Annotated in this window: 22 protein-coding genes and 2 pseudogenes; 17 read left to right on the top strand and 7 right to left on the bottom strand. The window is 46.6% G+C overall.

Annotated features, from left to right (window positions below; genetic code table 11):
* Window positions 1-197 precede the first annotated feature (197 nt).
* The 3 genes and pseudogenes from ACJJI7_RS15910 to ACJJI7_RS15900 form a co-directional block, all read left to right on the top strand.
* Window positions 198-875 (top strand): hypothetical protein, encoded by a 678-nt coding sequence (locus ACJJI7_RS15910; RefSeq protein WP_282950839.1) that lies wholly within the window; start codon window positions 198-200, stop codon window positions 873-875.
* 24 nt (window positions 876-899) lie between these two features.
* Entirely contained in the window at window positions 900-1,601 is a 702-nt protein-coding gene (locus ACJJI7_RS15905; RefSeq protein ID WP_282950840.1) for a hypothetical protein, read from the top strand.
* A gap of 302 nt (window positions 1,602-1,903) precedes the next feature.
* Window positions 1,904-2,636: pseudogene (locus ACJJI7_RS15900) on the top strand (IS3 family transposase); the annotation flags it as partial.
* 165 nt (window positions 2,637-2,801) lie between these two features.
* Here ACJJI7_RS15900 and ACJJI7_RS15895 read toward each other — a convergent pair.
* The 3 genes from ACJJI7_RS15895 to ACJJI7_RS15885 form a co-directional block, all read right to left on the bottom strand.
* Window positions 2,802-3,752, bottom strand: coding sequence for a DUF5996 family protein (locus ACJJI7_RS15895; RefSeq protein WP_282950841.1), 951 nt, complete (start codon window positions 3,750-3,752; stop codon window positions 2,802-2,804).
* 126 nt (window positions 3,753-3,878) lie between these two features.
* On the bottom strand, window positions 3,879-4,820 hold the full coding sequence (locus tag ACJJI7_RS15890) for an antibiotic biosynthesis monooxygenase (protein WP_444901750.1): 942 nt from the start codon (window positions 4,818-4,820) through the stop codon (window positions 3,879-3,881).
* 356 nt (window positions 4,821-5,176) lie between these two features.
* Window positions 5,177-6,184 carry a zinc-dependent alcohol dehydrogenase family protein gene (locus tag ACJJI7_RS15885; RefSeq protein WP_282950843.1) on the bottom strand — a complete coding sequence of 336 codons (1,008 nt, stop codon included), beginning with the start codon at window positions 6,182-6,184 and terminating at the stop codon, window positions 5,177-5,179.
* A gap of 373 nt (window positions 6,185-6,557) precedes the next feature.
* Here ACJJI7_RS15885 and ACJJI7_RS15880 point away from each other — a divergent pair.
* Window positions 6,558-6,704, top strand: a pseudogene (locus tag ACJJI7_RS15880) (hypothetical protein); the annotation flags it as partial.
* A gap of 291 nt (window positions 6,705-6,995) precedes the next feature.
* A complete protein-coding gene (locus ACJJI7_RS15875) occupies window positions 6,996-8,021 on the top strand; it encodes an alpha/beta fold hydrolase (RefSeq protein ID WP_282950844.1) in 1,026 nt (341 codons plus the stop codon).
* Between the two features lie 438 nt (window positions 8,022-8,459).
* On the opposite strand, the gene ACJJI7_RS15870 is transcribed toward ACJJI7_RS15875, so the two are convergent.
* Entirely contained in the window at window positions 8,460-8,597 is a 138-nt protein-coding gene (locus tag ACJJI7_RS15870; protein ID WP_169337142.1) for a winged helix-turn-helix transcriptional regulator, read from the bottom strand.
* A gap of 361 nt (window positions 8,598-8,958) precedes the next feature.
* Here ACJJI7_RS15870 and ACJJI7_RS15865 point away from each other — a divergent pair, with 361 nt between their 5' ends.
* On the top strand, window positions 8,959-10,314 hold the full coding sequence (locus ACJJI7_RS15865) for a CAP domain-containing protein (RefSeq protein WP_444901751.1): 1,356 nt from the start codon (window positions 8,959-8,961) through the stop codon (window positions 10,312-10,314).
* 340 nt (window positions 10,315-10,654) lie between these two features.
* Window positions 10,655-11,029 carry a SirB2 family protein gene (locus tag ACJJI7_RS15860; RefSeq protein WP_282950846.1) on the top strand — a complete coding sequence of 125 codons (375 nt, stop codon included), beginning with the start codon at window positions 10,655-10,657 and terminating at the stop codon, window positions 11,027-11,029.
* 132 nt (window positions 11,030-11,161) lie between these two features.
* Here ACJJI7_RS15860 and ACJJI7_RS15855 read toward each other — a convergent pair whose 3' ends face one another.
* Window positions 11,162-11,593 (bottom strand): winged helix-turn-helix transcriptional regulator, encoded by a 432-nt coding sequence (locus ACJJI7_RS15855; RefSeq protein ID WP_282950847.1) that lies wholly within the window; start codon window positions 11,591-11,593, stop codon window positions 11,162-11,164.
* 192 nt (window positions 11,594-11,785) lie between these two features.
* Between ACJJI7_RS15855 and ACJJI7_RS15850 the strand changes: the two genes are divergently transcribed.
* From ACJJI7_RS15850 to ACJJI7_RS15840, 3 genes are all read left to right on the top strand, one after another.
* Window positions 11,786-12,250, top strand: a complete 465-nt coding sequence (locus ACJJI7_RS15850; protein ID WP_157533698.1) for a hypothetical protein — start codon at window positions 11,786-11,788, stop codon at window positions 12,248-12,250.
* 9 nt (window positions 12,251-12,259) lie between these two features.
* The gene (locus ACJJI7_RS15845; protein ID WP_282950848.1) at window positions 12,260-12,640 is read left to right on the top strand and encodes a tautomerase family protein; all 381 of its coding nucleotides are present in this window, start codon (window positions 12,260-12,262) and stop codon (window positions 12,638-12,640) included.
* Between the two features lie 82 nt (window positions 12,641-12,722).
* Window positions 12,723-14,759: an acyl-CoA synthetase gene (locus ACJJI7_RS15840; RefSeq protein WP_282950849.1), complete on the top strand. Its 2,037-nt coding sequence runs from the start codon at window positions 12,723-12,725 to the stop codon at window positions 14,757-14,759.
* A 202-nt stretch (window positions 14,760-14,961) separates the two neighbouring features.
* On the opposite strand, the gene ACJJI7_RS15835 is transcribed toward ACJJI7_RS15840, so the two are convergent.
* Window positions 14,962-16,434: an alanine/glycine:cation symporter family protein gene (locus ACJJI7_RS15835; protein WP_020415061.1), complete on the bottom strand. Its 1,473-nt coding sequence runs from the start codon at window positions 16,432-16,434 to the stop codon at window positions 14,962-14,964.
* 181 nt (window positions 16,435-16,615) lie between these two features.
* Window positions 16,616-17,470 carry a beta-keto acid cleavage family enzyme gene (locus ACJJI7_RS15830; RefSeq protein ID WP_444901752.1) on the bottom strand — a complete coding sequence of 285 codons (855 nt, stop codon included), beginning with the start codon at window positions 17,468-17,470 and terminating at the stop codon, window positions 16,616-16,618.
* A 286-nt stretch (window positions 17,471-17,756) separates the two neighbouring features.
* Between ACJJI7_RS15830 and ACJJI7_RS15825 the strand changes: the two genes are divergently transcribed.
* From ACJJI7_RS15825 to ACJJI7_RS15795, 7 genes are all read left to right on the top strand, one after another.
* The gene (locus ACJJI7_RS15825; RefSeq protein ID WP_444901753.1) at window positions 17,757-19,703 is read left to right on the top strand and encodes a S9 family peptidase; all 1,947 of its coding nucleotides are present in this window, start codon (window positions 17,757-17,759) and stop codon (window positions 19,701-19,703) included.
* A gap of 38 nt (window positions 19,704-19,741) precedes the next feature.
* Window positions 19,742-20,242 carry a transcription elongation factor GreB gene (gene greB / locus ACJJI7_RS15820; protein WP_020415058.1) on the top strand — a complete coding sequence of 167 codons (501 nt, stop codon included), beginning with the start codon at window positions 19,742-19,744 and terminating at the stop codon, window positions 20,240-20,242.
* Window positions 20,243-21,194: 952 nt separating this feature from the next.
* Entirely contained in the window at window positions 21,195-21,383 is a 189-nt protein-coding gene (gene csrA, locus ACJJI7_RS15815) for a carbon storage regulator CsrA (RefSeq protein ID WP_020415057.1), read from the top strand.
* Between the two features lie 899 nt (window positions 21,384-22,282).
* The gene (locus tag ACJJI7_RS15810) at window positions 22,283-22,549 is read left to right on the top strand and encodes a hypothetical protein (RefSeq protein ID WP_020415056.1); all 267 of its coding nucleotides are present in this window, start codon (window positions 22,283-22,285) and stop codon (window positions 22,547-22,549) included.
* A 543-nt stretch (window positions 22,550-23,092) separates the two neighbouring features.
* Entirely contained in the window at window positions 23,093-24,670 is a 1,578-nt protein-coding gene (locus ACJJI7_RS15805; protein ID WP_282950873.1) for a hypothetical protein, read from the top strand.
* Between the two features lie 13 nt (window positions 24,671-24,683).
* The gene (locus ACJJI7_RS15800) at window positions 24,684-25,064 is read left to right on the top strand and encodes a hypothetical protein (RefSeq protein ID WP_020415053.1); all 381 of its coding nucleotides are present in this window, start codon (window positions 24,684-24,686) and stop codon (window positions 25,062-25,064) included.
* Between the two features lie 8 nt (window positions 25,065-25,072).
* Window positions 25,073-26,452, top strand: a complete 1,380-nt coding sequence (locus ACJJI7_RS15795; protein WP_444901754.1) for a hypothetical protein — start codon at window positions 25,073-25,075, stop codon at window positions 26,450-26,452.
* Window positions 26,453-26,455 lie beyond the last annotated feature (3 nt).

Here is a 26,455-nt window from a genome sequence, read left to right as displayed (position 1 = left end):
CAATTATTCACACAATTCTAAGAATCACCTTAAATAGATAAGGTGTAAAAATTAGGCTAATTGCTATGAGTAGCGGTAAGTAACCTATACCGCCACGTCATCATGCTCTGGACTGAAAGCCGAAGACAAAGTTTAACAATAGAGACATATATTATTCAGCGATTTACTAGAAGCTTATTTGAAAAGAAGGATTTGGTATGTTGGAGAATACTAACCGGCACCGACTATCGCCGAAAAAATTGATCGCCTTTATTGCAATATTGTGTTTTACATCCGTACCGAATGCACAAGAAGCATTGAAAGAGGTAAATTATGCAGTAATACTGCAAAACCAACAGTTTGATTGTCAGTTTACTGATATCATCATTGATAACGATGCAGAGGGATTCCCCTATATGCACGTAAACTTCACTGACGAATTAAAGAGTGTTGGAGTTACTGATAAGAAAAGTTGTGAATTAGACTTCTTTGTCTTGATCTTGCCTACAAAAAACAACATTCGTCTGAAGTCATTGCAGTTTAGTGTCAAAGGAAACTACCTCGTTAAAAGTAGTTCGATTGCTGCAGCTCGGGTCAGGCTTAGATACAACAACAGTTCGCTCAGCCAATCTGAACAACTTATCGTGATAGCTCCAGAGAATGAAATACGAGAAGAATCATTTGACTTGGATGTCACTCTAGCAACCAAACATCCACCAAGCGATAGTCCAGATGAGGACGATTGCGGCAAACCTGTCTCTATTGAGGCTAGTATATATTCAGAGTTTCAATATGCCCCCGACTCACCGGGTTTTATTCAAATAAACGAAGCTTTTGTGGATCACTCAAGAATGACTTTTGAAGAATGCGACCCCACCCCACCTTTACAATCCTGATGTATTAATAGACGGAGACTTATTATGCTTAAAGCCTATATAATGTATGTAACACTTGTAATATCGCTGATCTGTTTTAATTTAGGGGCCGTGAATGCCAGCGTAGCATACGACAATCAATATAACCAAAGGGGTTCAGACCCCTACAATATTGAACTGATTGCCCAGGAGGGCGATTGCGTAAATAGCAATATAGAGATAAAACAAAGAGCTCCGGGCGAAGGTGATTTGATAAGGATTGATTTCACCAATAAAGAAATGCAAGCAGCCATATCCGACGCCGATTATGCTAATGAAAAATATTTTGATGAAAAAAATTGCTACCTCAAATATAAAATTGTCGTTGACGATCAATCTCAGCTTACGAATGCGGGGTTTTCAGCTGCTGGCTCATTTGTAATTACAAAGTATGGATTTTTGCTATCACAGGTAAGGCATGAATTTCCAGATCAGTATTTTTCTGTCAATGATTCAGCAATCTATGAAGGACATGAATTCTCTGATTACCCCTATAGCGATTCGTTCGACAACCAAATGGTTGATATCAAGCAACATCTTGATAACAGTCAATGCGGCGGAGAGTTCACTATCGAAACCAACCTGCGCACCTTTGTCGCAATTACCCATTTTGATCAGGGGCCTAATTTAATTGACTTCGATCAAGCCCAAGGGGTTTATGATTTATGGAATCTTCATGTCGATCCGTGTAATATCAGTGAAGATTAATAGAGGCTGTTTCATAACTTGCAATCGGCTATTCTCGCACACTCATAGAGTAAAAAGACGGGTGGTTGTGAGCCGATTCAAGTCAGAGTTGACCGACGACCAGTGGAAATTTGAACCCTGCATTCCCCAGCTAAAACGTAGGAAGGGAGGCCCAAAGCCCATTGATAGCCGAGCATGTATTGAGGGTGTCTTATGGGTTTTGCGCTTAGGCCGTATATAAACCAGCAAGTAGTCTGTAGTGGTCTACTAAACCCGGACACCAATTTAGGCGGTAAAGTTGCCACCGAAAATAGAGGCGTTCAATGAGTAGACAACGTCGATCCTTTTCTCCTGAATTTAAATTAGATGCTGCTCGTTTGGTAGTAGATCAAGGTTACTCAATAGCTGAATCGGCCCACTCACTGGATGTTGGTACAACGGCCCCGCCGTTGGATGAAGCAGCTAGAGTCAGAGCGTGGGGGTAACGCACCTGTAAATAGTACACTTACCACTGAGCAACAGGAAATTCAGGAGCTTGAAGTCCGTATCAATCGCCTAGAAAGGGAGAAAGAGATACTAAAAAAGGTTACCGCTCTTTTGATGTCCGACGAGATGAATTGTACGCGCTGATAGACCGATTAAGTGAGCATGAGTCCGTAGAACAGGTCTGTAAAGCGTTTGGAATACCTCGATTATGCTACTACGAATACAGGAAACGGAAGGATGTCGTTGATACGCCCAGAATGCAGCTTCGCTCCAAAATCAGTGAGCTCTTTGAGCACAGCCGTAGCTCTGCAGGTAGTCGTACAATCGTAGGTTTACTTTATGAGCAGGGAATTCCAATCGGACGCTTTAAAGCCCGAAGGCTAATGTATGAGGCCGGCTTGGTTTGTAAGTAACCTGGCCCATAGATATAAGAAAGCAACAGTCGAGCATTTAGATATACCGAATAAATTTGATCGTCGATTTAATGTAGAAAAACCCAATCAAGTTTGGTGTGGTGATATCACCTATATCTGGGCTGGTTCGAGCTGGTGTTACCTGGCTACCATTCTGCTTTTCACCGGTATTGCCATGAAAAGCCAATCACACTGGTGTAGTGGCTATAGCACTCTCGGCAGCTATTAAGCGGCGCATTGACTTGCTTCCGCTAATCAAGCATCTGGAGATGCTGTGATATTCCAGTGAGTCCAAATCAACACAGCCTACAATCCGGAATAATCACCCATTTATTTCAAGTGTAAAGTCCTTTTCCAGCGCATTTCTATCCCAGGCAGCACTGTTAGCTGCTGCCTCATAGGTACTTTGTAGAAATTCAAGCAACAACTCATCTGGCGATTCAGCCCTTCTTACCTCATCATAAGGAAGTATGAACTCTCCCAATTTCTCAGAGTAGAAAGCTGAGGAGGGTTTAATTTTTTGACTAGAAAAGTTTTCTGCTGAGGGGTAGCAATAAGAATAAAAAGATGCACTTTCAACACCACCTCCCCCGGGCCAAAAACCTGCACTACTCACCTCATGGGAGTAGGCCTCACGAGCAACCCAGTCGGGGAAATGAGGAACTCCACCCGGATGTGGCGGAGCTTCCCTTCCTGAGAAGCGGGTTACCGCCATATCAAAACTCCCCCAGAAAAAATGAACAGGGCTGCACTTACCAATAAACCGAGATCGGAATTCCTTAAACACTCGATCCATCTGTACCAGGGCCCGCCAGAAGCGAGTGGCATATTCCCGGTCATAATGGCAGTGCTTTTCATCCCCTTCAAAGGGGACTCCATCAGTGACTTCACTAGGGGTGGTAAAAATTGCTACTGGAAGTCCAAGGTCTTTCATTGAGTGCATTATCTTTCGATAAAAAGCAGCAACAGATTGCGGTTTCAAAGGTATAGAGCGGCTATTACCGTCTGAGACTACAATCAATAATTGATGGTCGACGAAGTCAAACTCTATAGTAAAAGCCTTACCATTGTATGGAATCAGCGAAGTATCCAACCCCTTTGCTGTTACATACAGTGGCACATGCCAGGAATGATTGGTCCATGGGGTCTGCACCAAGCGAATTTTTCCTACTATTTGGGTCCACATATGTAAAGTTGATGCCGTTTCTGACCATTGCGCAAATGAAATGTCGGGCCAATCCGTGCTTTTAGAGCGATTGACAGGATTCTTCACGAATTTGTCCTCTTGAAAATCCAAGTTTTATCTTAGTTCTGAAGTTACTTTATAGACCCGGCAGAGAATATTGGCAGAACCAGGCAGATTTCATGGACAATAGATATGCTTGAGTATTGTCACTTCTTACAACGATGCAAATAGAAGGATTGCCATCAAATAAAGTAAGACTACGATAGACGCCCCTATAATCGTCGTTTTTGTCTTTACCTCTTCCCCTCCAGAGAGCCAAAAACTAAATACCCTCGTCACAATCGGCATTGCCACCCAAGTCAGGACTGAAACACTAATAAGACTAGAAACAAAAAGTGACATTGCTGACTTCCAATTTTCCATTAAAGGCAGAATCCAAATTGAGATCAGCATAATAATTGGGTAGAGCGCGAGAATAATGAGCATCGCCATTTTCCATTGGGGAGGCAACGCACTATTTTTTATACCTCTGGCATGGGCAAGCCAATCCTCAAAACCTCTCCCAATTTTTTTATATTGTACGCGCTCTAGAAAAGACTCTGCTTCCTCCATAAGCACTTTGTGGATGGGAGATGACAACCAAAGATTGAGGTTTTCCTCGGAATCAAATCGAATAATAATTACCCAGTCATCCTGTAACCCCTTAATGGGTTTTAGAAGTTCTCTTCCAAGAAATCCTGGATGACTTTCTGCAGCCTCCCCAATCTTCCCAAGCCACTTTTTATAGCCCCGAATACGGTCAGGTTTAACACGCTCAAAGACCACAATAGTGGCTGGAACAGTCATCTGCTTGGTATTAACAATCACTTGCTGCTGTATTTTTGCTCCAAACTCCTCTTCACAGGCAGACAAGACTGATCGTAAGTCAGCTTTCTTTAAAAAAATATTTAACTGTTCCACAGCCTCGAACTGAAATAGTTGGACCCACTCTTCTTGAACACCTACGATAGGCTCAATCAGGCTTGCTTCAATAAGCCCATCACAATGAAGAGCTATATCAGAAAACTTTTCATGCCATAGGCAGTAGTCACAGTTTCTGCAGGCAGGAACCTTTTGGGACAGGATTACGCTGGCATTCGATTTAAAGTTGGCCACCAACCAGTTACCAAGATATTCAAGGAAATATGGGGTAAATCACAACTTTCCGGGTACCTGTCGTCTAATCAGGTGTCCATTATTCAACAATCGATAAACTTATTCAGCTCAAGGAATTGTGACGCAAGGATAAGGGTAAGCAAAATGGGCAATATTGCCAAGGCTAAAGAGCCATGCGATAAGAGTCCTCTAACGGCCAAGAAGTCTTAAATGAATACAGCCAGACGTCTTACATTCATCATAAAGCTGTTCTAGATAAGTATGTCTCTTAAGCAAAAAATCATCTCGTAAATAAACGCCACAAGAACTCTGTGGCGTTTGTGATCTGCAGACTCACGCTGGTCTTTTATTAGAATTTAATTGGGTAGATTCTCCCCCACTAAGAGCACCTTACCATTGCGTTCTCCCGCCGCCGCAACTCTTACGGCCTCTTTGATATCCTTGACTGGATAGGTCTCATGAACAGGAGCGGATAATTTTCCTTCTGCCACTAGCCCAGTAATAGTTCCAAACACTTCTTTCTGTCGCTCCGGAGAGGCGGTAGCAAACCACTTGGCCAGCCAGAAGCCCCGTACGGTGATATCTTTGAATATAATAATGCCTGGAGCCAGCAGGCAAGGCTCACCACTGAGAGCACCATAGTTCACCAACGTAGCACCTTCACAAAGCGCCTCACCCAGGCGGGCGGTCGCCATCCCGCCAACAGCATCAATTCCCAACCGGATCTTAGCCCCATCGGTGGCAGCTTCCACTCTTTGCGCAAGACTCTTTCCATCAACCTCGCCGTCTACCAATACCACATCTGCGCCCGCAGCAAGTAATGGCTCCACCAGGGAGGCCCGGCGTACAACATTCACTACTTTAAGACCTCGGAGCTTCGCCAATGAGGTGAGATAAGACCCTACACCAGAATTGGCGGCGTTCTGGATCACCCAGTCCCCTTCTTTGAGGTCAACAAACTCGCTCAACAAAAGATAAGCAGTAGGTGGGTTGATGGTGATCATGGATAGCTGCACAGGATCTACATCATTGGGCAGCGGGATTAGTCCTTTGGCATCTGCAACCATATGCGTAGCCCAGGTACCACTTCCCACCGGCAGAAGAACAGTCTGGCCAATTGCAGGGCCACTCACATTAGGTCCTTGCTTAATCACTTTCGCAATACCCTCGTTGCCGCCAATAGCCGGTAACGGCGGCAGCATGCCATATTGCCCAGTTAAAGTGAGGACATCAGAGGGGTTGATTGGCGCAGCCAGCATTTCCAACAGAACCTGGCCATCCTCTAATTCGGGCACATCAAATGAAACAGCTTCAATTACATCCTGTGGCACTGGGCCACGTTCACGATATTCCGCTTTCAGCATGTCGCCGTATCCTTTTTTTACTGATATTTTCTCTGGTGGTTCAGGGTGATGGCTATCACCAAGCCTGTTGGCAGTCTACTTACTAATGCCAATTGTTCAAGGATATCGAGACTGTGAATAAGAGAAAGCTAGAGCTACTCTACATAATTGGAATCCCAGAGAGTGCATAAACATTGTTCACATTAAAAAGGTTAATATTTACCTATCAACTCCATACCTCTAAATTCTTGCCGAAATGTAAAACGAGAACTTATTGAACAGAGAATTAGCCTCACAATTTTCAATAGGTGGGATAAAATAATGATTCATTGGGACATACTGACTCAGTAAAAGTACTGCTAAAGCCCATCCCACCTTAAATTTCAGCAATAGTGGACACGATATCCAATCTGCTGTTATCGAACAGGTTACCAAGAAATCCTTTGTAGAATATTTGAACGAAAATATCTTTGGACCTCTGCAAATGGATCACACTCAGGTAACTAACCTTTTATCCAGGCCCCACCCTCAAGGCTACTAGGCTTTGATGGCTCAGATCTAATTGATCTGATTTATTAGGATGTTGCCAGTCTAGCGGGCACCAGTGCGGTACAAACTTAAACAAACCCACTAAAAGTGCGATGATATTGCCAATAGCACAGAAATAAATAATGCTAGCAGTCCATTCGCTATCCTGTCATTGAAAAAATAAATGACAAATGTCGTAAGGATTGAGTGACACCGGTGACTTACTTATGCGAAGCTAGCAACCAATACTCCTTGTAATTTATCTTTACAGCAGCACAGGATAGGTGCTCTTAGGAGGATTACGTTGATCAAAAAAACCGCTTTAACAGTGGGCACACTGTTATTACTTTTAGGCCTCTCCTGCGTCGTTTGGGTCATTACTGTTCCCCCGCTTCCCGAAGCTATAGAACAACGCCTGCAACGAACCCTAAACCAACCACTGCCCCATCTGGCGTCAGACGACAGCGGCTTCGTACGCTCCGGGGACATCAATATCTGGTATCAACTCAAAGCCCCTGCGGAACAACCTGTCCGTGGGACTGTTCTATTAATCAATGGACTGGGCTCCTCTTCATTATATTGGCCACCCAAAGTCTATGAACCCCTGCTCGCCGCGGGCTACCAAGTGTTACTCACAGACAACCGTGGTTGCGGTGCTTCCAGCCGCGTTCATAACTGGAGTAAAGAGGCCGCTTATGATCTCAGCGACATGATGCAGGATAATATTGAGGTTATGAATACCCTGGGAATTCAGCAGGCCCATGTGATGGGGGCCTCTATGGGCGGAATGATTGCCCAGGAAATGGCTCTGCAACACCCTGCCCGTCTGAAAAGCCTCAGTTCAATTATGTCTTCAGGCTACGTAAATGATCCCGAACTCCCCGTGGAGCACGCATTTAAATACAGTGTGCTTCGGTTATTCCTGCGCTACGGGCTAAGTGGCTCAGAGGAAGGCATGGTTAGGCTTATGGCCAGCACCTATCACTTTCTCCAGGGACAGGGAGGCTTTGACGTGGAGCATATCACTCGCACCACCCTTTACGAGTTACGTCACAGGAAGGGATTTGACCCCCAACTACCCACTCAACAGGCCACTGCTATCTCTCTCTCGGGTTCGCGATTGCAGCGTCTTGAAAAACTGGAAGTCCCTACACTTGTTATCCATGGCGATAAAGATCCACTCTTGGATATCGCTCATGCCAAAAAATATGCTGCGCGTATTCCAAATGTAAAAACGCTGTGGGTGGATGGTATGGGGCATGCCATGGCGCCGGTATATGTGGAGACATGGATGGAGGAGGTTCTAGAATTCCTGGACACCAACAATTGATGCAAAGGAAAGCAAAGTTACAGCTGTTTCTTCAATTATGAATGGACCGAATTCGCTGTTTCAATTCGTGAAGTACCGTACAGAAATAGATTAGCTCCCTTAATAGCAGCCTTAATAGCAGCCTTAGGTCTGAATACAATATAGGATTCTACCAGATTACCCGCAACCGACCTGGCTGTAACGGCCCCAGCACTTTAAGTCCTGATCCATCAGGGTAACCGGCTTACCATCTTTTCCAGCCAAATCCACTGTCACAGGCTCCCCCATCCTTTCACCAATTACAATGGACCACTGTGTATTTGGCCTTTCACTCCAGTCGATCAGAAAAACCAAAGTAGGAACCAGCGCAAAGCATTTCTGGGTTGCGTTATAGAGCAGGTGGTGCGCACCGGGTTTGATTGGGATCTTAACCAGAATGTCAGCTTCTTCCAGGGTATTTCATCTTTGGGTAAGAATATTTCTGGAACCTTGCAGGGTCTCTTGCAATGAATCAAACCGATTTACTCCTCTTAATGCATCACAAACAATAAGCAGGCTCCAGCGATCCCCAATTACAGAAAGCGCCTCTTCAATCACGCATTGAAAAGCGGATTTCTTCTCTCTCGTAACAGTCCTGTGATAACCCAGGGCGCCATAGCCTCAGAGGAAGTTTCACTACAAAACTTTCCTGTGTCTCCCCGATTGGTCCATATAAAACCAAAAAATTATTGTGATATACCTTCCACTTTCAATAAGTTTAGTTGTATTTTGGAACTTATAACCATTAAATTAGTTCCAAAATGCAACCTATGAGACAGATGATGCGATCCAAACCCACTGTTTTGTGCTCTTCCACAGAGGGGTCTTTACATGACCTCAAAAAAATACGCAGAAGCAAATCATATATCGAATTTACCAAGGCCTTTTAATTAAGCCTGTAACGCCAAGGGTGGTATGGATGGATATTCCTGTGAAAATTTTGACCAAAATATTTTCGATTTCACTCAACATAAAGAAGATCACTCCCCTTTTACTAGCTTGTATGCTTCTTGCTGCCTGTGGGGGTGGAGGTGGTGAGCCCACTCCTGATTTAGACAACCCTACTAACCCAGAACCACAGCCGGAACCACAGCCAGAACCGGAACCAGAACCGGAACCAGAACCGGAACCAGAACCGGAACCAGAACCAGAACCAGAACCAGAACCGGAACCGGAACCAGAACCAGAACCGGAGCCAGACCCGAGAGACGATAACTATATTCATGAGTTATCGCAGTTAGAAAAACAGGCTTTACTGGATGCACATAATGACTACCGCTCTAAGTGTGCCAGTGGAGAAGGTAGCGGAATGAACGGACCAGAATCAGCCTCAGACATGATCAAAGTTTTTTGGGACCCTGCGCTTGAAGAAATGGCCAAACAACGAGCGCTCAGTTGTTACAATGGTCATTACGGGGGGCCTCAAGGTATTCGAGATGCCTATGATTCGGTTAGACATTTAACCTCCTACAATAGTGAGAGTTTGGCAGGTGGAAAATATGCCACAGAAAATATTGCTCTCTTTACACACAACCCTCCTGCTTCCAACTACGACATTTCAACCTGGAAAGGTGCAGTGTTTGATTGGTATCACGAAAATACTAGTTATGATTGGGAAACCAATGCTTGTTATGGTGAACATTGTGGTCATTGGGCTCAAGTTTGTAATAATGAAACTCGATATATCGGTTGCGCTGTCGCCAACTGCAATACCGGAATAGCTGGTACTGGGAACCCAAACTATGAAGATGGCGCCATACAGGTTGTGTGTACATACTGGCCAGAAAGGGATGCATCTAAAAAACCATTTAATGAGGACCCAATTGGATTATGCGGAAAATGTAGGGCAAATTTTGATACCAACCAATGCCATGAAAATTTGTGTGTTGGGGGCAAGAGCAGTGAATTTTTGTCAAGCGGCCAAATTCAAGATGAACCTGATCAATGCCACGATGGATTAGGTCGATATGAAAAGCTTTGTAATAAAAGTGATGACATTACCCCGCCTTCTGATGTAACAGGCATCACTTATGAAATTTTGAACGGCGCTGTACACCTTAAATGGGAGAACTCACAGGATGATTATGGAATCGGCCATTATGCAATATATAGGCAGCTTCCAAATTTAAATGGTTACGAAGGTCGAACCTGGAAACCCGAGTTTATAGATGAAAATATCCCCGAAGGTATTTCTGAAATTGATTACTATATCAAAGCCATTGATCTAGCAGAGAATAGTTCTGACTTTTCAGTTATTAAGGTTTTCTTAGACTAGGATACCTTAAATGTAGTAGTTCATACCTGAGCTGACAGTTACCGGTTTTTCAAAAGATGTTCTGTCAGGCCAAGCCTGGACTACTACGACTCATATCCCATAATAGTCAGTACCTCCTTTGGCCCGAAAAGTGCCTCGTATTAAACAGAGTAAGCGTTTCGTATCGCTACCTTGTATCGAAGTTCCGTATAATCGGGGCTTACTTAAGCCCCTAATCCAGTTGCAGGATCGACTGTTTACTCGTTACCATCTGCCATCACTAGCGTGTGCTCATTCAACTGGCACGTTCCAATTTACAATTTCCGGACATTACTCTCGGGAAAATGAAGTAGCCTTATCGATGGTTAGTTATACCCTGATAAAACATACCCATGTTTTTGCCGCAGTTCTGAGTATCACTCTCTTTCTACTACGTACCAGCCTGGATCTCAGCAGAAATACTGCATGGCGGCAAACTCCATTGCGCTGGATACCCCATGTGAATGACACTGTTCTGCTAAGTGCAGCTATCGCGCTGGTAGTTATCGGCAGCTGGAATCCGGCCATTTACCATTGGCTTGCAGTGAAAATAGCCTTGGTATTTGGTTATATAATCGCCGGTTTTTTTGCTTTAAAGCAGTCTTCTACGCAGCGTACCCGTATTATTGCGATTGTTCTGGCAGTAGTGCAGGCCGCTTTAATTTTCTATTTGGCAATAAACAAGCCTTCCCTCTAAATAATCTTTCCTGCCGGGTACACGTCTCCCGGCAGATAGCAATCTTGTAACCCCATGCTATGCAGTAGAAGCAGTGGCAATTATCAACCAGTTCAATCAGGTTACCCGCAACCGACCTGGCGAGAACAGCCCCTAGTACGTTAAGTCCAAGTCCAACAGGGAAACCGGCTCACCATCATTTCCAACCAAATCCACTGTCACAGGCTCCCCAGTCCTTTTATCAATGACACGGGCCCACCGTGTATTTGGCTTTTCAGACCAGCGGGCACTCCAGTCGATCAGAGAAACCAAAGTAGGAACCAGCGCAAAGCACTTCGGGGTTGCGTTATAGAGCATGCGGCGCGCTCCGGGTTTGATTGGGATCTTAACCAGAATGCCAGCTTCTTCCAGGGTATTTAATCTTTGGGTAAGAATATTTCTGGAAATTTGCAGGCTCTCCTGCAGTGAGTCAAACCGGTTCACCCCTCTCAGTACGTCGCGAACAATAAGCAGACTCCAGCGATCCCCAATTACAGAAAGCGCCTCTTCGATCGCACATTGAACAGCGGGTTTCTTCTCTCTCATAACAGTCCTGTAGTAGCCCAGGGCGCCATAGTCTCATAGGAAGTTTCATTACAAAACTCTCCCGAACCTCTCAATAGGCTCAGATATAACTAAAAGTTATTGCTTGATACGCTTTCACTATTAACAATTTAGTTGCATTTTAGAACTTATTGGCGCTTAATAAGTTCCATAATGCAACCTAATGGACAGATAATGCGATTCAAACCTATTGTTTTGTGCTCTTTTATCGAGGGGACCTTAACTAACCACGAAAAACAGAAGCTGGAGTTCACCATTAATCTGGCTTATCAGGATCATATGAACCCACGTGTAGCACCCAGGGTTGTATGGATGGAAGTGCCAGTTAATCAGGCATTTATGGAGGGTAAGCAATCGTCAGCGGCCACCTTTATGGCCCCCCTACCCGATGGAACTACCAATACTTTACGGCACTCATTTTTATACAGGCTGCTTGACCAGTGGTGTTCAGTAACAGGAAGAGATACATACGAGGTCGTCATTACAGCCCCGGACCATTCGCTCAGCAAAGAATTCCTAAGCACAAATCGCAAGCGCATGTCTCCGCTAAGGCAAATAGCATTTATTGGCAAGACACTAATACGCTTAGTGAAATCCAAAAGCGCCTCGGGGCAATTCAAAACACACATCAACTTATAGGAGATAAAAATGCCCCTATACACAATTTCCACTAAACGGCCACTATTGGACTCTGATCAACAGGCATTGGTATCCGCAATTACCGAAGCACACTGCTCCATTACCGGCGCACCTGCACAATTCGTACAAGTTGTATTCAGCCGAGGCGTTCACCTGCGCTCAAGAAACATTGTCCATATCCTGGGTTCCATTCGCTCAGGCCGTAGCGATAAAATCAAGTCAGAGTTGGCCAGTGCCTTTGTTAACTCAGCTTCCCAGATTTTGTGCTGCCCCCGCTCTCGCTGCTCGGTAGACCTTGTTGATGTTCCCGCAAGCTGGGTTATCGAGGGAGGCGCTGTGATGCCGGAGCCCGGGCAAGAGCAAGAGTGGCTTGCCCGACAACTGGGCTAGGCCTGAGCTGACTTTCACACACCCTAGAATAATGAATAACACAATGCTGCCAGGCGCTAGCCCGCAGACAGGGAGTCATACTATGTCCACCTCAACCTTGAAAGACATCGAGGCTCTGGAAGCCTACCTTGGAACAGACAAGCAACCAGAAGGCTATGATTTTACTCACCTTAAAGAGATCTCGGAAAAGTTTACTGGCAACACCTTTGATGCATTAATGGCATCCTGTGAACGCTACTCTCAGCAAACTGCAGTTTCTTTCTTTCTCACTGGGCATGATTATGAAAAACCGGTAAAAATCAGCTATCAAATGCTGGCCGAGCGCATCATTCAAACAGCTAACTTATTTAGAAGTATTGGTATTGAAGAAACCGATACCGTAGCCTACATACTGCCAAACCTGCCCGAAACACACTATGTTTTATGGGGGGCAGAAGCATCAGCCAGAGTATTGGCAATCAATCCCTTGCTGGAAGCCAAACAGATAAAAGAGCTGTTGCAGCATAGCCAAGCAAAAGCAATTGTCACCCTGAGCCCTTTCCCCGGCACCGATCTTTTCGAAAAAATTGAGAGTATCTTGACCGACCTGCCGGGAGTTAAAAGCATTCTCCATGTAGATCCCGCCTATCACGCCCGCGGGTTTAAAAGTTTTGCAGCTAAAATCATACAATATCAATACCGCAGACAATTGAAGTCGCTGGAGGGAAAACAACGAATACAATTTCAAGCGGCCATAAAAAAACAGAATTCCAACCGTTTGAATTTCAAACGCAGCATTAATAGTGATGATATTGCCTCCCTTTTTTGTACCGGAGGTACAACAGGCTTACCCAAAATTGCAACACATACCCACGGTAATGAATTAGCCAACGCGAAAAGTATTAGCCTCGTCGCAGGCGATATTATGAATCCAGGAAAGGTGATTCTTTGCGGACTGCCGTTGTTTCATGTAAATGCAGCAATAGTGACTGGACTTGCAGCCTTTATCAATGGCTGTGAAGTTGTATTAATGACTCCCCAAGGCTACAGGGGAGAAGGTGTGTTTACCAATTTTTGGAGGATCATCGAGCTATATCGAGTGAACAGTTTTAGCGCTGTACCTACAGTTTATTCCACCCTACTCCAACAGCCAGTAAACCAATGCGATATATCCTCCCTGCAGATGGCCCTGTGCGGTGCAGCCCCTATGCCCGTAGAAGTATTTAATGCTTTTGAGCGAATAACTGGTGTACAGATTGTCGAGGGGTATGGCTTAACGGAGGGCACCTGTGCCAGCAGCATTACTCCCCCATATGGAACCAAAAAGGTGGGTTCTATAGGGCTACGTTTACCGCAGCAAATGATGCAAAGTGCGCAGCTGGATGAACAAGGGAATTTCACCCGTTATAGCCGGACAAATGAAATCGGGAGCCTGATTATTTACGGTGACAATGTATTTAATGGGTATCTCAATCCTGAGCACAACAGGGGGATTTGGGTCCACGATGACCAGGGGCGCCGCTGGTTAAATACCGGAGACCTGGGCAGGCAGGATGAAGATGGGTACTTTTGGCTCACCGGCCGCAAGAAGGAATTAATTGTGCGCGGCGGGCATAATATTGAACCCAAGCTGATCGAAGAAATCTTTTGTCAGCACCCATCTGTTGCCATGGTGGCAGCGGTAGGTACTCCTGATGCTTATGCGGGAGAAATCCCCGTCGCCTATGTCATGTTATCGGATGATGCCGCCGATTCTCTCACAACCCAAGAGAATGAGATTGTAATGAATTCCTCTGCCCAAACCCTACTGGAAGAAATTACCAGTTACGCCAGGGAGAACATTACTGAACGCGCAGCTATTCCAAAGAAAATTGTACTGCGCACAGTGCTCCCCACTACAGCAGTTGGCAAAATATTCAAACCTGCACTAGAGATGGAAGAAATCCGCTTATGTGTTGAGGGTATTATCAGGCAGCTCAACCAGGATACAGATATTGCCACTGCTGATACTGAGGTAAAAGTAGAGCAGGATAAAACACTTGGAACTATTGCCAGGGTCTCCACTCAGGGAAATTCAAATCTCCAGAACCATCTCTCTGAACAGCTCGCTCCATATACATTTAAATACGAAATCGTCTAACATTTCAATAAAATGGAGGGACTTTCAATAGATAGTCCCTCTTTCCATTCACTAAAATAGAATTTAGAAATATTGGAATAGGGTCTTGCTTATCCAGTAAGAACTATCAATGATATTGAGCAAAATTAATTACTTTATTTTTTGTGGTTATTATCATTTCTACTGGACATAAATCTTTTACAGATGCTAATAATGTAAACTCTTATTTTCTATCCCACACCTCATGGTCAATCCCTTTAATATCATACTTGCTGGCATCAAAAACTGGCTCCTTAATTCCTCGATTTAATTGCTCTTCATAGTCCGCTAGAACTTTGAATGCAATGCCTGAAAGCAAAATAATAGCCAGGATATTTGTCGAAGCCATAAATCCCATTGACACATCAGCCATGCGCCAAAGCAAGGTAAAATTCTCGGCACTGCCGCTGAAAGAAACCCAGGCACCAAAGAGGATAAATATCAGGAAAACAATGCGATAACAGAATATAGAGGTGCGCGTGTGGTAAAGATAAAAAATATTGGTTTCACCATAATAGTAATTACCAATAATCGAAGTGAACGCAAAGAACAGCAGCGCAAAGGCAATAAATCCGCTTCCCCAGGAGCCCACCTCACTAGCTAACGAGTCCTGGGCCAGCTTTACTCCTTCGACATTCCCCACCATATAAACATCGGCAACCAGAATAATCGCCGCCGTACAGCTACAAATCACAATGGTATCCAGGAATACCGAAGCCATTTGCACATAACCCTGCACCAATGGATGCTTTACATCGGCGGCAGCACCAACATTTGGCGAAGACCCCAACCCGGCCTCATTGGCAAATAATCCGCGCTTAATACCATTGGAAACCACTGCCCCCAGTACACCTGCGCCAGCCTCAGTCAGTCCGAAAGCACTTTTCAAAATAGTGGCGAGTACTTTTGGTAACTCGGCAATATTGACGATCAAGATTGCCAGAGCCACTAACAGATAGGCGATCGCCATAAAGGGCACTACAATTCCCGCAAAGCTTGCGATAGAGCGTATACCACCAAACACAATAATCGCCGCAACCAAGGCCACCACAAACCCCACTAACAGCGGGTTAATTCCCCAGGCATCGTTGATTGCCTGGGCCATGGCATTTGACTGCACTGAGTTGAAAATAAAGCCGTAACACATCAACAGGAATATAGAAAAGGTGACTGATAACCACCTCCAGTTTGGCCCGAGCCCCTTTTCGATGTAGTACGCAGGCCCACCGCGGAACGTTCCCGGCTGCTCCCCTTTTTCCTTGTAAACCTGAGCAAGGGTATTTTCAACCATACTGGTCGCCATCCCCAGCCAGCCCACCATCCACATCCAGAATACGGCACCCGGCCCCCCAGCAGTAATGGCAACCGCAACGCCCGCAAGGCTCCCGGTACCAATACGGGCCGCAGCACTGGTGGCAAATGCCTGAAAAGCAGAAATTGAACCGGGATGCTCTTTATGGATACCGCGCACCATAACCTTCACCATATGGCCAAAGTGCCTGAACTGGATAAAGCGGGTACGAATGGAAAAGTAGAGGCCGGCCGGCAATAAGGCCATGATCAAAATTCCCAACCACCAAATGCCGGCAACTCCCCCCCATAGAAACAGGTTGGCCCAGTCAATCACCCTGATTAATTGGTCCAGAAGCGCTTGCATCCACCACTCCCTTTGACGGCTTACTTTTTATTCACCCATGGTATCGGCGACACCCAGGCTGGTAATAAGACTAGCAGTCCCCAGGCAGATTGATTTTCAGCAGGAGTCAAAGGAATAAAGAGGAAAGGCCTGCCGCAGCATAAAATTCACCCGCCACGGCATCACCATAAATAGGAAGGTCTTAACAGAAAATTTCCCGCGCACGCTCTGGAGATACCACTTTTCGTCCACACTCCTCCGCAATAACAGCCAGCGCCTCAATCAGCTGGCCATTACCGCTAGTACGCTCCCCTCCAGGCAGGTAAAAGGTATCTTCCACCCCTGAGCGAAGGTTCCCGCCCAGCTCCGCTGTTTTGCGATGCACGGGCCAGATTTCCTCACGCCCGATCACCGTACTCTGCCACAGGCTATTTGGCTTCATATATTTCGGCATAAGCTCCAGCAGTTCCGGGTCTGCGGGCATTCCCGAAGCCACCCCCATCACCAGATTGTAATTGGGCTTATCCACCATACCTACATCTGCATACATGCCCACCGAGCGCACAATACCGAGATCAAAACACTCAAACTCTGGCCGGGTACCTGTCTCACGGCAAACTTCCAGTAGCTCCTCCACCTTGTCTACCGGGTTATCAAAAACCATGGGCGGCCAGGCCCAGGTGCCATTAGAGCGCGCCTTCAGGTAATTCAGGCTGCCAGCATTACAGGCAGCAATTTCCGGTTTGCCGGCGCGTACACACTCCAATGGGCCTCGCTGGTCCCTGCCTATGGTGCCAGTGGAAAAATTTAAAATAACACCGGGACACTTTTCGCGAATTGCATCGGCTATTTCCAATGCCACTTGCGGGTCCCAGCTGGGCAGATGCCCCTTACCCGGCTCCTGGGCACGAAAATGTACATGCATAACCGAAGCACCGGCATCAAAGGCTTCCCGCGCAGAGATTGCCATTTCCTTTGGGGTAACCGGAACCGGGTGCTGCTGGGGGTTGGTGAGCACCCCTGTCAGGGCGCAAGTAATTACAACTTCATCAGACATCGCAGGCTCTCCTGAATTATCTTTATTTGGGCCGCGGTCAACCTGGCAAGTCGAAGGATCTATTCAAAATCCATTGATTGCCTTTCTCGAAGTATCTGCACCGTCACCAGGCACAAGATCTTCAAGGCAGTATCCCTAAAAATCAGTTGATCATTGTTATTGATCACACCAAGCGCTTGCTTGGTTATTGCAGCCTATCACAGGCATCTGCCCTTAGAAAGGCACCTTGTGCCCTCTTTACAGGGCCGGCAGAATGCAAGAAACCAAATAAGGAAATAACTAACCAATGAGCGAGGTCCCCATGACAATTACCGCCCCCTATGGCAGCTGGAAATCTGCAATCAGCGCTGAACTTCTTGTAGAGGGCAGTGTGCGCCTAGGGGAAGCCACTCTGGTAGATGGGCGCTATTACTGGCTGGAGTCGCGACCATTAGAGAAAGGCCGCAATGTCCTGGTGCAATACTGCCCAAAAGATGGCCGCAAGGACCTCACTCCCGCCCCTGTGAGTGTGCGCTCCAAAGCCCACGAATACGGTGGCGGCAGCTACCTGGTGAGTAGGGATACGCTCTACTTTGTGTTAGCGGAAGACCAGCGTATCTACCGCATGAAACTCGACAGCACCCTGCCCGAAGCCATTACTCCAGAAAATAGCTCGCGCTACGCAGACTTAATTCTGGATAAAAAAAGAAACCGCCTGATCTGTATCGAGGAAGACGACAGCGGCCACGAGCAAGGCGCTGAAGCGCGTGCTCGTATCATTGCGATCGACCTGCAAAAACCACTGGATACAACTCCCGAAGTATTACAGGAAGGTGCTGATTTTTATTCAAACCCGGCCCTGAATGCCGACGGCAGCAAGCTGAGCTTCCTGCGCTGGCATCACCCCAACCTCCCCTGGGATGCCACCGAACTGTGCCTTGCCGACTTGAATACACAAGGGGTAGTTACCGGAGTCACGCAAGTGGCCGGCGGGCAGAACGAATCCATATTTCAACCGCAATGGTCCCCAAAGGGGGAGCTGGTTTATGTTTCTGACCGCAACAACTGGTGGAACCTGTATCAGCTGGGGCAAGAGGCTCCCCTGTGGGAAAAAAATGCAGAATTCGCCACACCCCAGTGGGTATTCGGCATGTCTACCTACGGCTTTATCGGCGAAGAAGAAGTCCTCTGCACTTACACTGAGAGCGGCCGCTGGTATCTGGCCACCCTGAATACCCGCACCGGTAAGCACCACACTATCGAACAGCCCTATTGCGATATTGAAAGCCTGCACTGTGAAGATGGCAAAGCCATTATGATTGCCGCTGGCACCGACAGTTTTCCAGCGGTTGTCACTTTTGACTCGGCTATGCGCACTTTAGAACCTATAGCCAGCAGTAACAGCCGTACCTTACCAACCAATCTCTTCTCCAACGCCCAGGCAATTACCTTTACGGTAAACGACCGCGACGTCCATGGCTTTTACTATCCTCCACACAACCCCAGCTACTCAGCCCCCGAAGGCGATAAGCCCCCACTGATTGTATTTAGCCATGGCGGCCCCACAGGTGCCACTTCAGCAGGCCTCAACTTAAAAGTGCAATATTGGACCAGCCGCGGCTTTGCCATTCTGGATGTAAACTATTCCGGCAGCACAGGATATGGGCGTGAATATCGAGATCGCCTCACCGATAAATGGGGAATTTATGATGTCGAGGACGTCTGTGCAGGTGCCGAGTACCTGGTTGACCGAGGTCTGGCAGATCCTGAACGGCTGTTAATTAAAGGCGGCAGCGCTGGCGGTTATACAGTACTCGCCGCACTCACCTATCACGACACCTTTAAGGCCGGCGCCAGCCATTATGGCATCGGTGAATTGAGCAGCCTTGCCAAAGACACACACAAATTTGAATCCCGCTACCTGGATAAACTGGTGGGCCCCTGGCCATCTGCCGAGCATATTTATTATGAGCGCTCTCCCATCAATCATGTGGAGCAGCTGAGCTGCCCGGTAATCTTCTTTCAGGGTATGGAAGATAAGGTAGTACCGCCCAACCAGGCAGAAACCATGGTAAAAGCCCTCAAAGAGCGTGGCATTCCCGTTTCTTATATCACCTTCACCAATGAAGGACACGGATTCAGGAGTGGCGACAGCATCAAGATGGCACTTGAAGGCGAACTCGAGTTCTATAGTCGTATATTCAAGTTTCCGCTGGCAGAAGCCGGCCCAGGAATCACCATTGAAAACCTTTAGCAGCGCATCCCTACAGTTAAGAGGCATCCAGTAAACCTATGGGAAGATGGAGACCGCCGCGTCCGCGCGGCTCCCGCTATATCACCGCAGAGGGCGCGCAGCGAATGCGCGCCGAAGTAAAACACCTCTGGGAGGAAGAACGGCCCAGGGTCACCCAGGCTGTCAGTGACGCAGCCAAGTTAGGGGACCGCTCCGAAAACGCAGATTATATCTATGGCAAGAAACGACTGCGTGAAATCGACAGCCGCGTGCGCTTTCTCACTAAACGCCTGGAGGAAATCACCGTAGTAGATCGGGTACCAGAAGATAAAGAAAAAGTATTTTTTGGGGCCTGGGTGACGCTTGAGGATGAGGACGGCGAAGCTGTTAGCTATCGAATCGTCGGCCCAGATGAGTTTGATGTGAAAGCAGGCCTGATCTCAATGGACTCCCCAGTTGCACGCAGCCTACTGGGGCGAAAGCTCGACGATGAGATAGAAATTCGTCAAGGAGAAGAATGGCAGACTTACTATATCACTGAAATCCGTTACGAAGAGTAACGCTTCTACATATTTGTTGAGGAGGGAAAGTAAGTGCCACTGGCCACCTATCCCTTCCCTTTTATTCCTGCTCACTCACTGTCTATAAAAAAATACATCAAGCTCTATTTCAGTCCAAATTAAAAAATAAACCACCCTATTCCTGAATTTATAAACGGCCCTCTACTCCTCACACACCTGTCTACGCCGGGACACCCCCAAAAAGGCTAACCCCACCAGAAACAATAAACCCATAAAGTAAACCGGAGATAAGCCTACAATAAGCAGTTATCGGCCTGCCCTGAAGGCTCCACCTACTTCTCCAAACACTTTTCCCTGAATTTTATCTCACCAATCAGTGAGCACCTGGAAAAGCGGAGGGATTATTCAATTTATAAGATGAGAACCGGTACGGAAAGCCACCTAAACCAATCAAGAATAAAATTATATCCAAGTGTAAACAGGCAAATATAGGCACGAAAATAATCTTATTGGATTTTATTAAGTTTGTTTTAGTGTCAAAGCTGCGTAGAATTGGTGGATATTTATCGGGATTTAGGCGCTTATTTAGCAAACCTCTGTGGGCAATAATCTAAAAAGCCTAAGAGAGTCAGAAGCCTTAAGATTTCCCTAGAAACCCCACCCTTCAAAGGAGAACGCTAGCGTGATGTAAGAGCAAGTAAAAGGCGCTGACCCAAGGTGCAGGAACACCAGGGGCCAGCTGACCAAATTGATAACCCAACTATCAAAATGGCTGAATGGATAATACGCTAGAAACCCACTCGTCTTCAATAAAGTGGAGAACATTCAGTAGCTTGGAGCGATTCCCCAGGCTCTGGGAGCGTTGCGCCCGCCTTTTCTTCTTCTGCGCCTACCGTTCTCGTGCACCACCCCGCATTTCCTTCACACATTACTTTTAAGCCTTTCCACCATGGAAAGCCTGCCTATGGTTTAAGTTCAATAGGAAATGACCATGTTAATTTTAACCCGCCGAATTGGCGAAAATATCAGAATTGGAACAAAAGTCTCGATCACAGTATTTGAAGTAAAGGGTGATCAGGTAAAGGTAGGAGTGGATGCTCCCAAATCCATTTCCGTTCACCGCGAAGAAATTTATCTGCGGATCAAAAAGAAACGGATAGTGACAAATAGAAATCGCTGAGAATCAGATGGTCTATATGCAGTTTAAAAAAGTTTATCGCCCATTAGGGCGATACGGGGATCATATATACTGGTCTTTCGGGAGAGCATTGTAAGTCTCCGCTTTTACTTTCTATCAAACACTAGGTGCCTAGGATTTTTCTGAGAAATCCCTGCATAGAATTCAGTGTTTAAATCTTTCAGCACCAATAATTGCCGCGACTAAAAAATTTATCCGAGATATTCATATTGGTAAAGTATCGGTTTTTTTCAAGAGATCATGCCCCTTCTGACCCGATGACAAGATCTAATTAAACCCCAACCAATTTCCGAAAAAGAAATCCTTGAAATACTATAACATCAGCATGGGCCAAAATTATTAGCACCTATCATGCGGTGGTTACTGATCTTTTAGAGTAAGGAATTCCCAAGATACGCAACAATTTTAATAACAACCTCTCTATTAACTATTATAGAACCTGCCAGCACTCTTAATAAAAAATATATTTTGGTCTATACAATTGCCAAAAAATACAATACAGCCCTTATGAAACTCACCAAAATATTAAACAGTGTTAGTATAATCACATGATCTCATAGCCTCACAGACAACCCTAAATCTACGCAACAATAAGAATCAGGCCGGCCTGAGGGTTATGAAAAATTAAAAGAAAAACTACTTTTATGGGCTGAAGGTTAATAGACACCCTACTAAATAAAAAAATTCATTTAACCAGTTCACATTTGAAGCCAAATTATTGCTGCGTAGGCCTATAGTTGACCAGCAAGTCTTACTATCAAATATGCTATGATTGCCGACAGGTGAACAATACCGCGGGTATATCGATACCTTTATTGGCACCTCAATAAGCAACAATAAGACTATTTACAATTCAAATTTGTTTGGTGAGGAACTTTCTTTTGAGTAACCAAATCTCCCTTGCTGGTAAACCCAGCCAGAACAGTAAGTTACCTCAATGGATTAGCTGTCAAGACTGTCTTCCTACAGCGGAAAATGCCACAAATCGTGGGTTAGTCAGGGTAATTTGGAAAGTTGCCACAGAGTCAGAGGGCGCCACCCTTATTGCCTGGGAAGTAGGAATGGACCATTACGAAAATGCGCACCAGTACTTAGGTTGGATGCCGATTGAAACTATCGAAGAGAAGGTGCCTTCAGGTTCAAGCTAAAACAAGCTTATTAAAGTTTATACAAATAGTGCAATTGCCAAGCAAATATGTGTGGTTATTTTTTATACTGGCTGGAAGAAAGATATCAGCCGACTTATTCTCAATTTACTCTCCAGGCGCCTGAGTTGTTGTTTTTTAATCTTTAACTATTGCTTTACCGTTGTGGTCAAACCAATTAAGCAGAGTGCCGATACTCTGCTTATGTCAACTGATGGTACAGAGGCCGGAACAGTCAAAGCGCTTTTAGATCGCAATAAATTACTTCTGTATTCGGCATCTCTATTAACGCCTGCCTAATAAAATGGTTAATCAAAGCCCCCTCAAAAAGCTAGAACGGCAATGGTTCATCAAAGGCGCAAAAACAGATCTTTAGCAAGGTTTATTATCAACAGGTAATAGCTAAGCGATTGTTCACCTTGATTTAAAAGCGCTCAAAAGAAAACTATTCAAGCGATGAACGCTTGAGGCAGAAACCTTACGATTAACTATTATTACTTCTCTTGACTGAGAAACTAACCCCGCTTGTGACGTAAGGAGACCTGGATGCCACAGCCCAATGTGCACCCCAGCAAGACTTATTTATCCCTGCTAAGATCTCAGTTTAATTTACTGCCAGCTTACAAGGTTCAAAATCCCGCTCTCCAAAGATTATTTCGGGAAGCAATAGCTGTTCAAAAAACACTTCTTACTTTCTCTTGGAACCAGCTTGAGCAGCAAGCTCGCCTATGCCTGGGGCTTGGATATGCAGAGTTTCGCAATTTACAAAGCCGCGCAGATAATGCTTCCGAACTAAATCAAATCGATCATCGAATGGGTCTGGAGTTCCTATACGTATTACGAGGTATTGCTATCAGTGAAAGCAGGGACCAATTTGCGACCAACCTTGAAGATGGCCTTCAACAAATGGATATCGATAGCCGCCTGGATAGACTCTTGGCAAAAGCCGAAGAAATGGTGGGCTCGGAAGTCCCCAACAGTATTGTGGAGCGATTGCGTACAAGGTTGGCCGACATAGGAACAAGGGCCGATATTCAGGCATCAATGGAAGGCCTGGCGAGTGGCGACACGGAAAATATCAGCCTCCTGAACGCTTACCTGCCCAATACAGATAAACCCCTGAACCCAGGCCTGGAAAGTGGTGCCGATGCGGTAATGATGTGCCTGTGCCGCGGCCTGTTGGCTTTAGTGCATGCGCAATTTAATAACGCTGTGTCGACAGGAGGGCATAAACCTGGGTTCTCAACGGATGACATAGGCGAAGTTAAAGCCATCACCAGGGAATTTACAGATTTTATAGAGGGGTGGCAAAAGCAGATTTACAGCGCAGTATTGATAGGCAACCCGGAAAATATCACAAACATTTGCTTGTTATTCGCAGGGGAAATAGAACGGAACTTGCCCGCACTCATAGGAGCGCAGGCGGCTATGCATAACGTCATCCAAGAACTCTTGGGGAGAGGTAGCGGCGGCTTGGCTGAGCGGGTTGGGGATATCGCCGTTGATGCCCACTTTCTTACTCGCAAGGCCATTGCCAGCCATGTGGCCTGCTACAGACTTGCCGCGAGTACGAGCGGTTTGGAAATACCAAAAGATATTAAGGAACTGCAGAAGGGTATTGCCTCAATGTCGTTTAGTACCGCACTTCCCAATGGTAAGAATGTGGAGCTGGCCAAACTCAGTAACCACTTGGACGGAGAGTTTATTGAAGTTCGTGGTTTCGTAAAAAATGTCACCTCTCCTCCTCAGGAAGGCGGCATGCTATTAAGCCACATTAAGTTGCATGACCCCTCCAGCGATGCCGAGGCAAATGCCGTGGTGCGCTTCTCTCACTTACCGCATGCCGGCGTTACCATAGGGGCCTTTTGTAGGCTCAGCGGCATATTCAGAAAAAGCTCAAGCCTGTTAAGCGGAAGACCTGGTGTAGAGGTAGACGCTCTCGCACTTGCCGATATTGGCGAAAGCAGCTTTGACATCGCATTTATGAGGCTGGCAAGCCGTTGGTTCCAGCCATGGCGAAGCAATGCAAATCTCTATTGGTCCCTTGGAGTCCAACACCCTGATAGTAGCGATGAATCTTCCCAGGGCGCTGCAGAGCTGCTCTTTACCCCTCTGATACGTTAACAGGAGAAGCACCATGCCACCGGATGACGGCTGCTTGTCGGAACAGGAAAGTGTTGAAATCAAATTGCTGGAATTAGAGGTACTACTGGCGATGGCGCAGTTGGCAAAGGCCGAGTGGCACGCCGCCAAAGAGTCTGTGCGCGCTGAATGTCTCGAGACGGCCATTCCCAGCCTTCCCAACCTGCATCAAAAAGATGAGATGGATATGCCTATCGAGCCAATGGATCATGCCGTGGCCGAGTGTATCGAAACTCACCCCGATGTTTTTGCCGCGTGGGATATCTTTGAGCAGGTTGCGCTCGAACTCGAAGTGGAACTGGAAGACATGCATGGACTGCTTGATGAGTGGAAATCCTGCTCACATGCGCTCCATGGGGGAGCACCGCTCAGGTAGTTGCTTCAATGCACTTTATTGCCAACTTACGCCGTCAAACTTTGGATGCCTTCGCCAGTCATCTCATTTCGGCCGATGGCTACTTGCTATCAGCCCATCGTATTACAAACCCAAACCTGCGGCTGGCTGTTGAGGTGCGCAACAGGGGCCTGCCACTCTTTGCCGATAACGGCACAAAGCAGTTAATCGATTCTGTCATTGCGAAATTCTCTGAAAAAGCCAGGGAAATCACTAGCGAGGTCAAAACTCTACGCCGAAAGCTCGGTCATCTCCCCCGCGGTCGCGAGGTCCCGCCAAGCCTACGTAAAAAAGCCGATGCACTGGCAGAATCCGTACTTGCCGACTGCACTGGACGATCCGAGTCTATCGATACCCTCCAGCTGATCGAACGTCAGCTGCTGATGAATCCCACCGACCTTATCGCCCAGGAAGACTTCGCCAGCACCTGCCTGGTGGCCTTGGACCTGGAACGGGAGATCACAGGCTGGACAGTGGAGCGCATTGCCTCACGCAACCGTCGCAGCTTAAGGCTTTGGCAAAAAGTAGCGGAAAACCCGCTCTGCCAGGGGCTTGCGATATATGCGGTACTGAGTGCGATGGACTACAACACGGCTCGCGACGCCGGACAACTCGCCGCAGAAGCTGGAGTAACATCCGCAGCTATGGGGCTCGCGGGTATTTGCGGTGACCTTAATGCAACAGATTTTTACGTTAGTGGTACGGCATCCTTCAAATTGGCCCGTCCGGTCCCACGGCGTTACGTGCGCCTGGCACAAGTACTTAAAGGTATTGCAGATGGCTACCAAGACCGCAACACGCGTTTGCAAAGATTTCACTGCCTGGGCCTTGGCGCTCCATCTTTGCTGCCCATTGCCGCAGCAGCCCTGCCTACAGAAACGATAGTTACCGCCGACGCCACCAGCCCTATCCATGCCGCCGCTAAAGACCGCGTACTTTATGACCCGGAGAACTTTGGTGATCGGGCAAGCACTAAAGAGATAGTTGAGCGTATTTTGGAAGGCGGTAGCTGGCCGTTTCTCAGCCCTTTTACAAAATCTTTTAAGCAAAAATTTGGCCACGACCCGGATACGGCCCGGCGCTGGTGGAAGACACTTGGAAACCCAGGTATCTCTTCAAAGACCCTGCGCCAAACCAGCGACCTGACCATATCCCTACCGCTATTTTGTGAGGCAGACCAGAGTATTCGCCCAGTCGCCAGGGATACCTGGATCGCACACAATCACTGGGTTCTAGGAGAACTCACCAAGGACAGCAGTGGGCCACAGAGGCGTGATTTTGCCCATCAGATTATTGATCACTGGATTAATGGACCCTCTACGACAACCAGTCGCGGCCTTGGCGCAGCTAAAAGAATACTTGTCAATTAAGCC

The organism is Microbulbifer variabilis (genome assembly GCF_056232115.1).
This window is presented reverse-complemented; position numbering and strand designations above follow the sequence as displayed.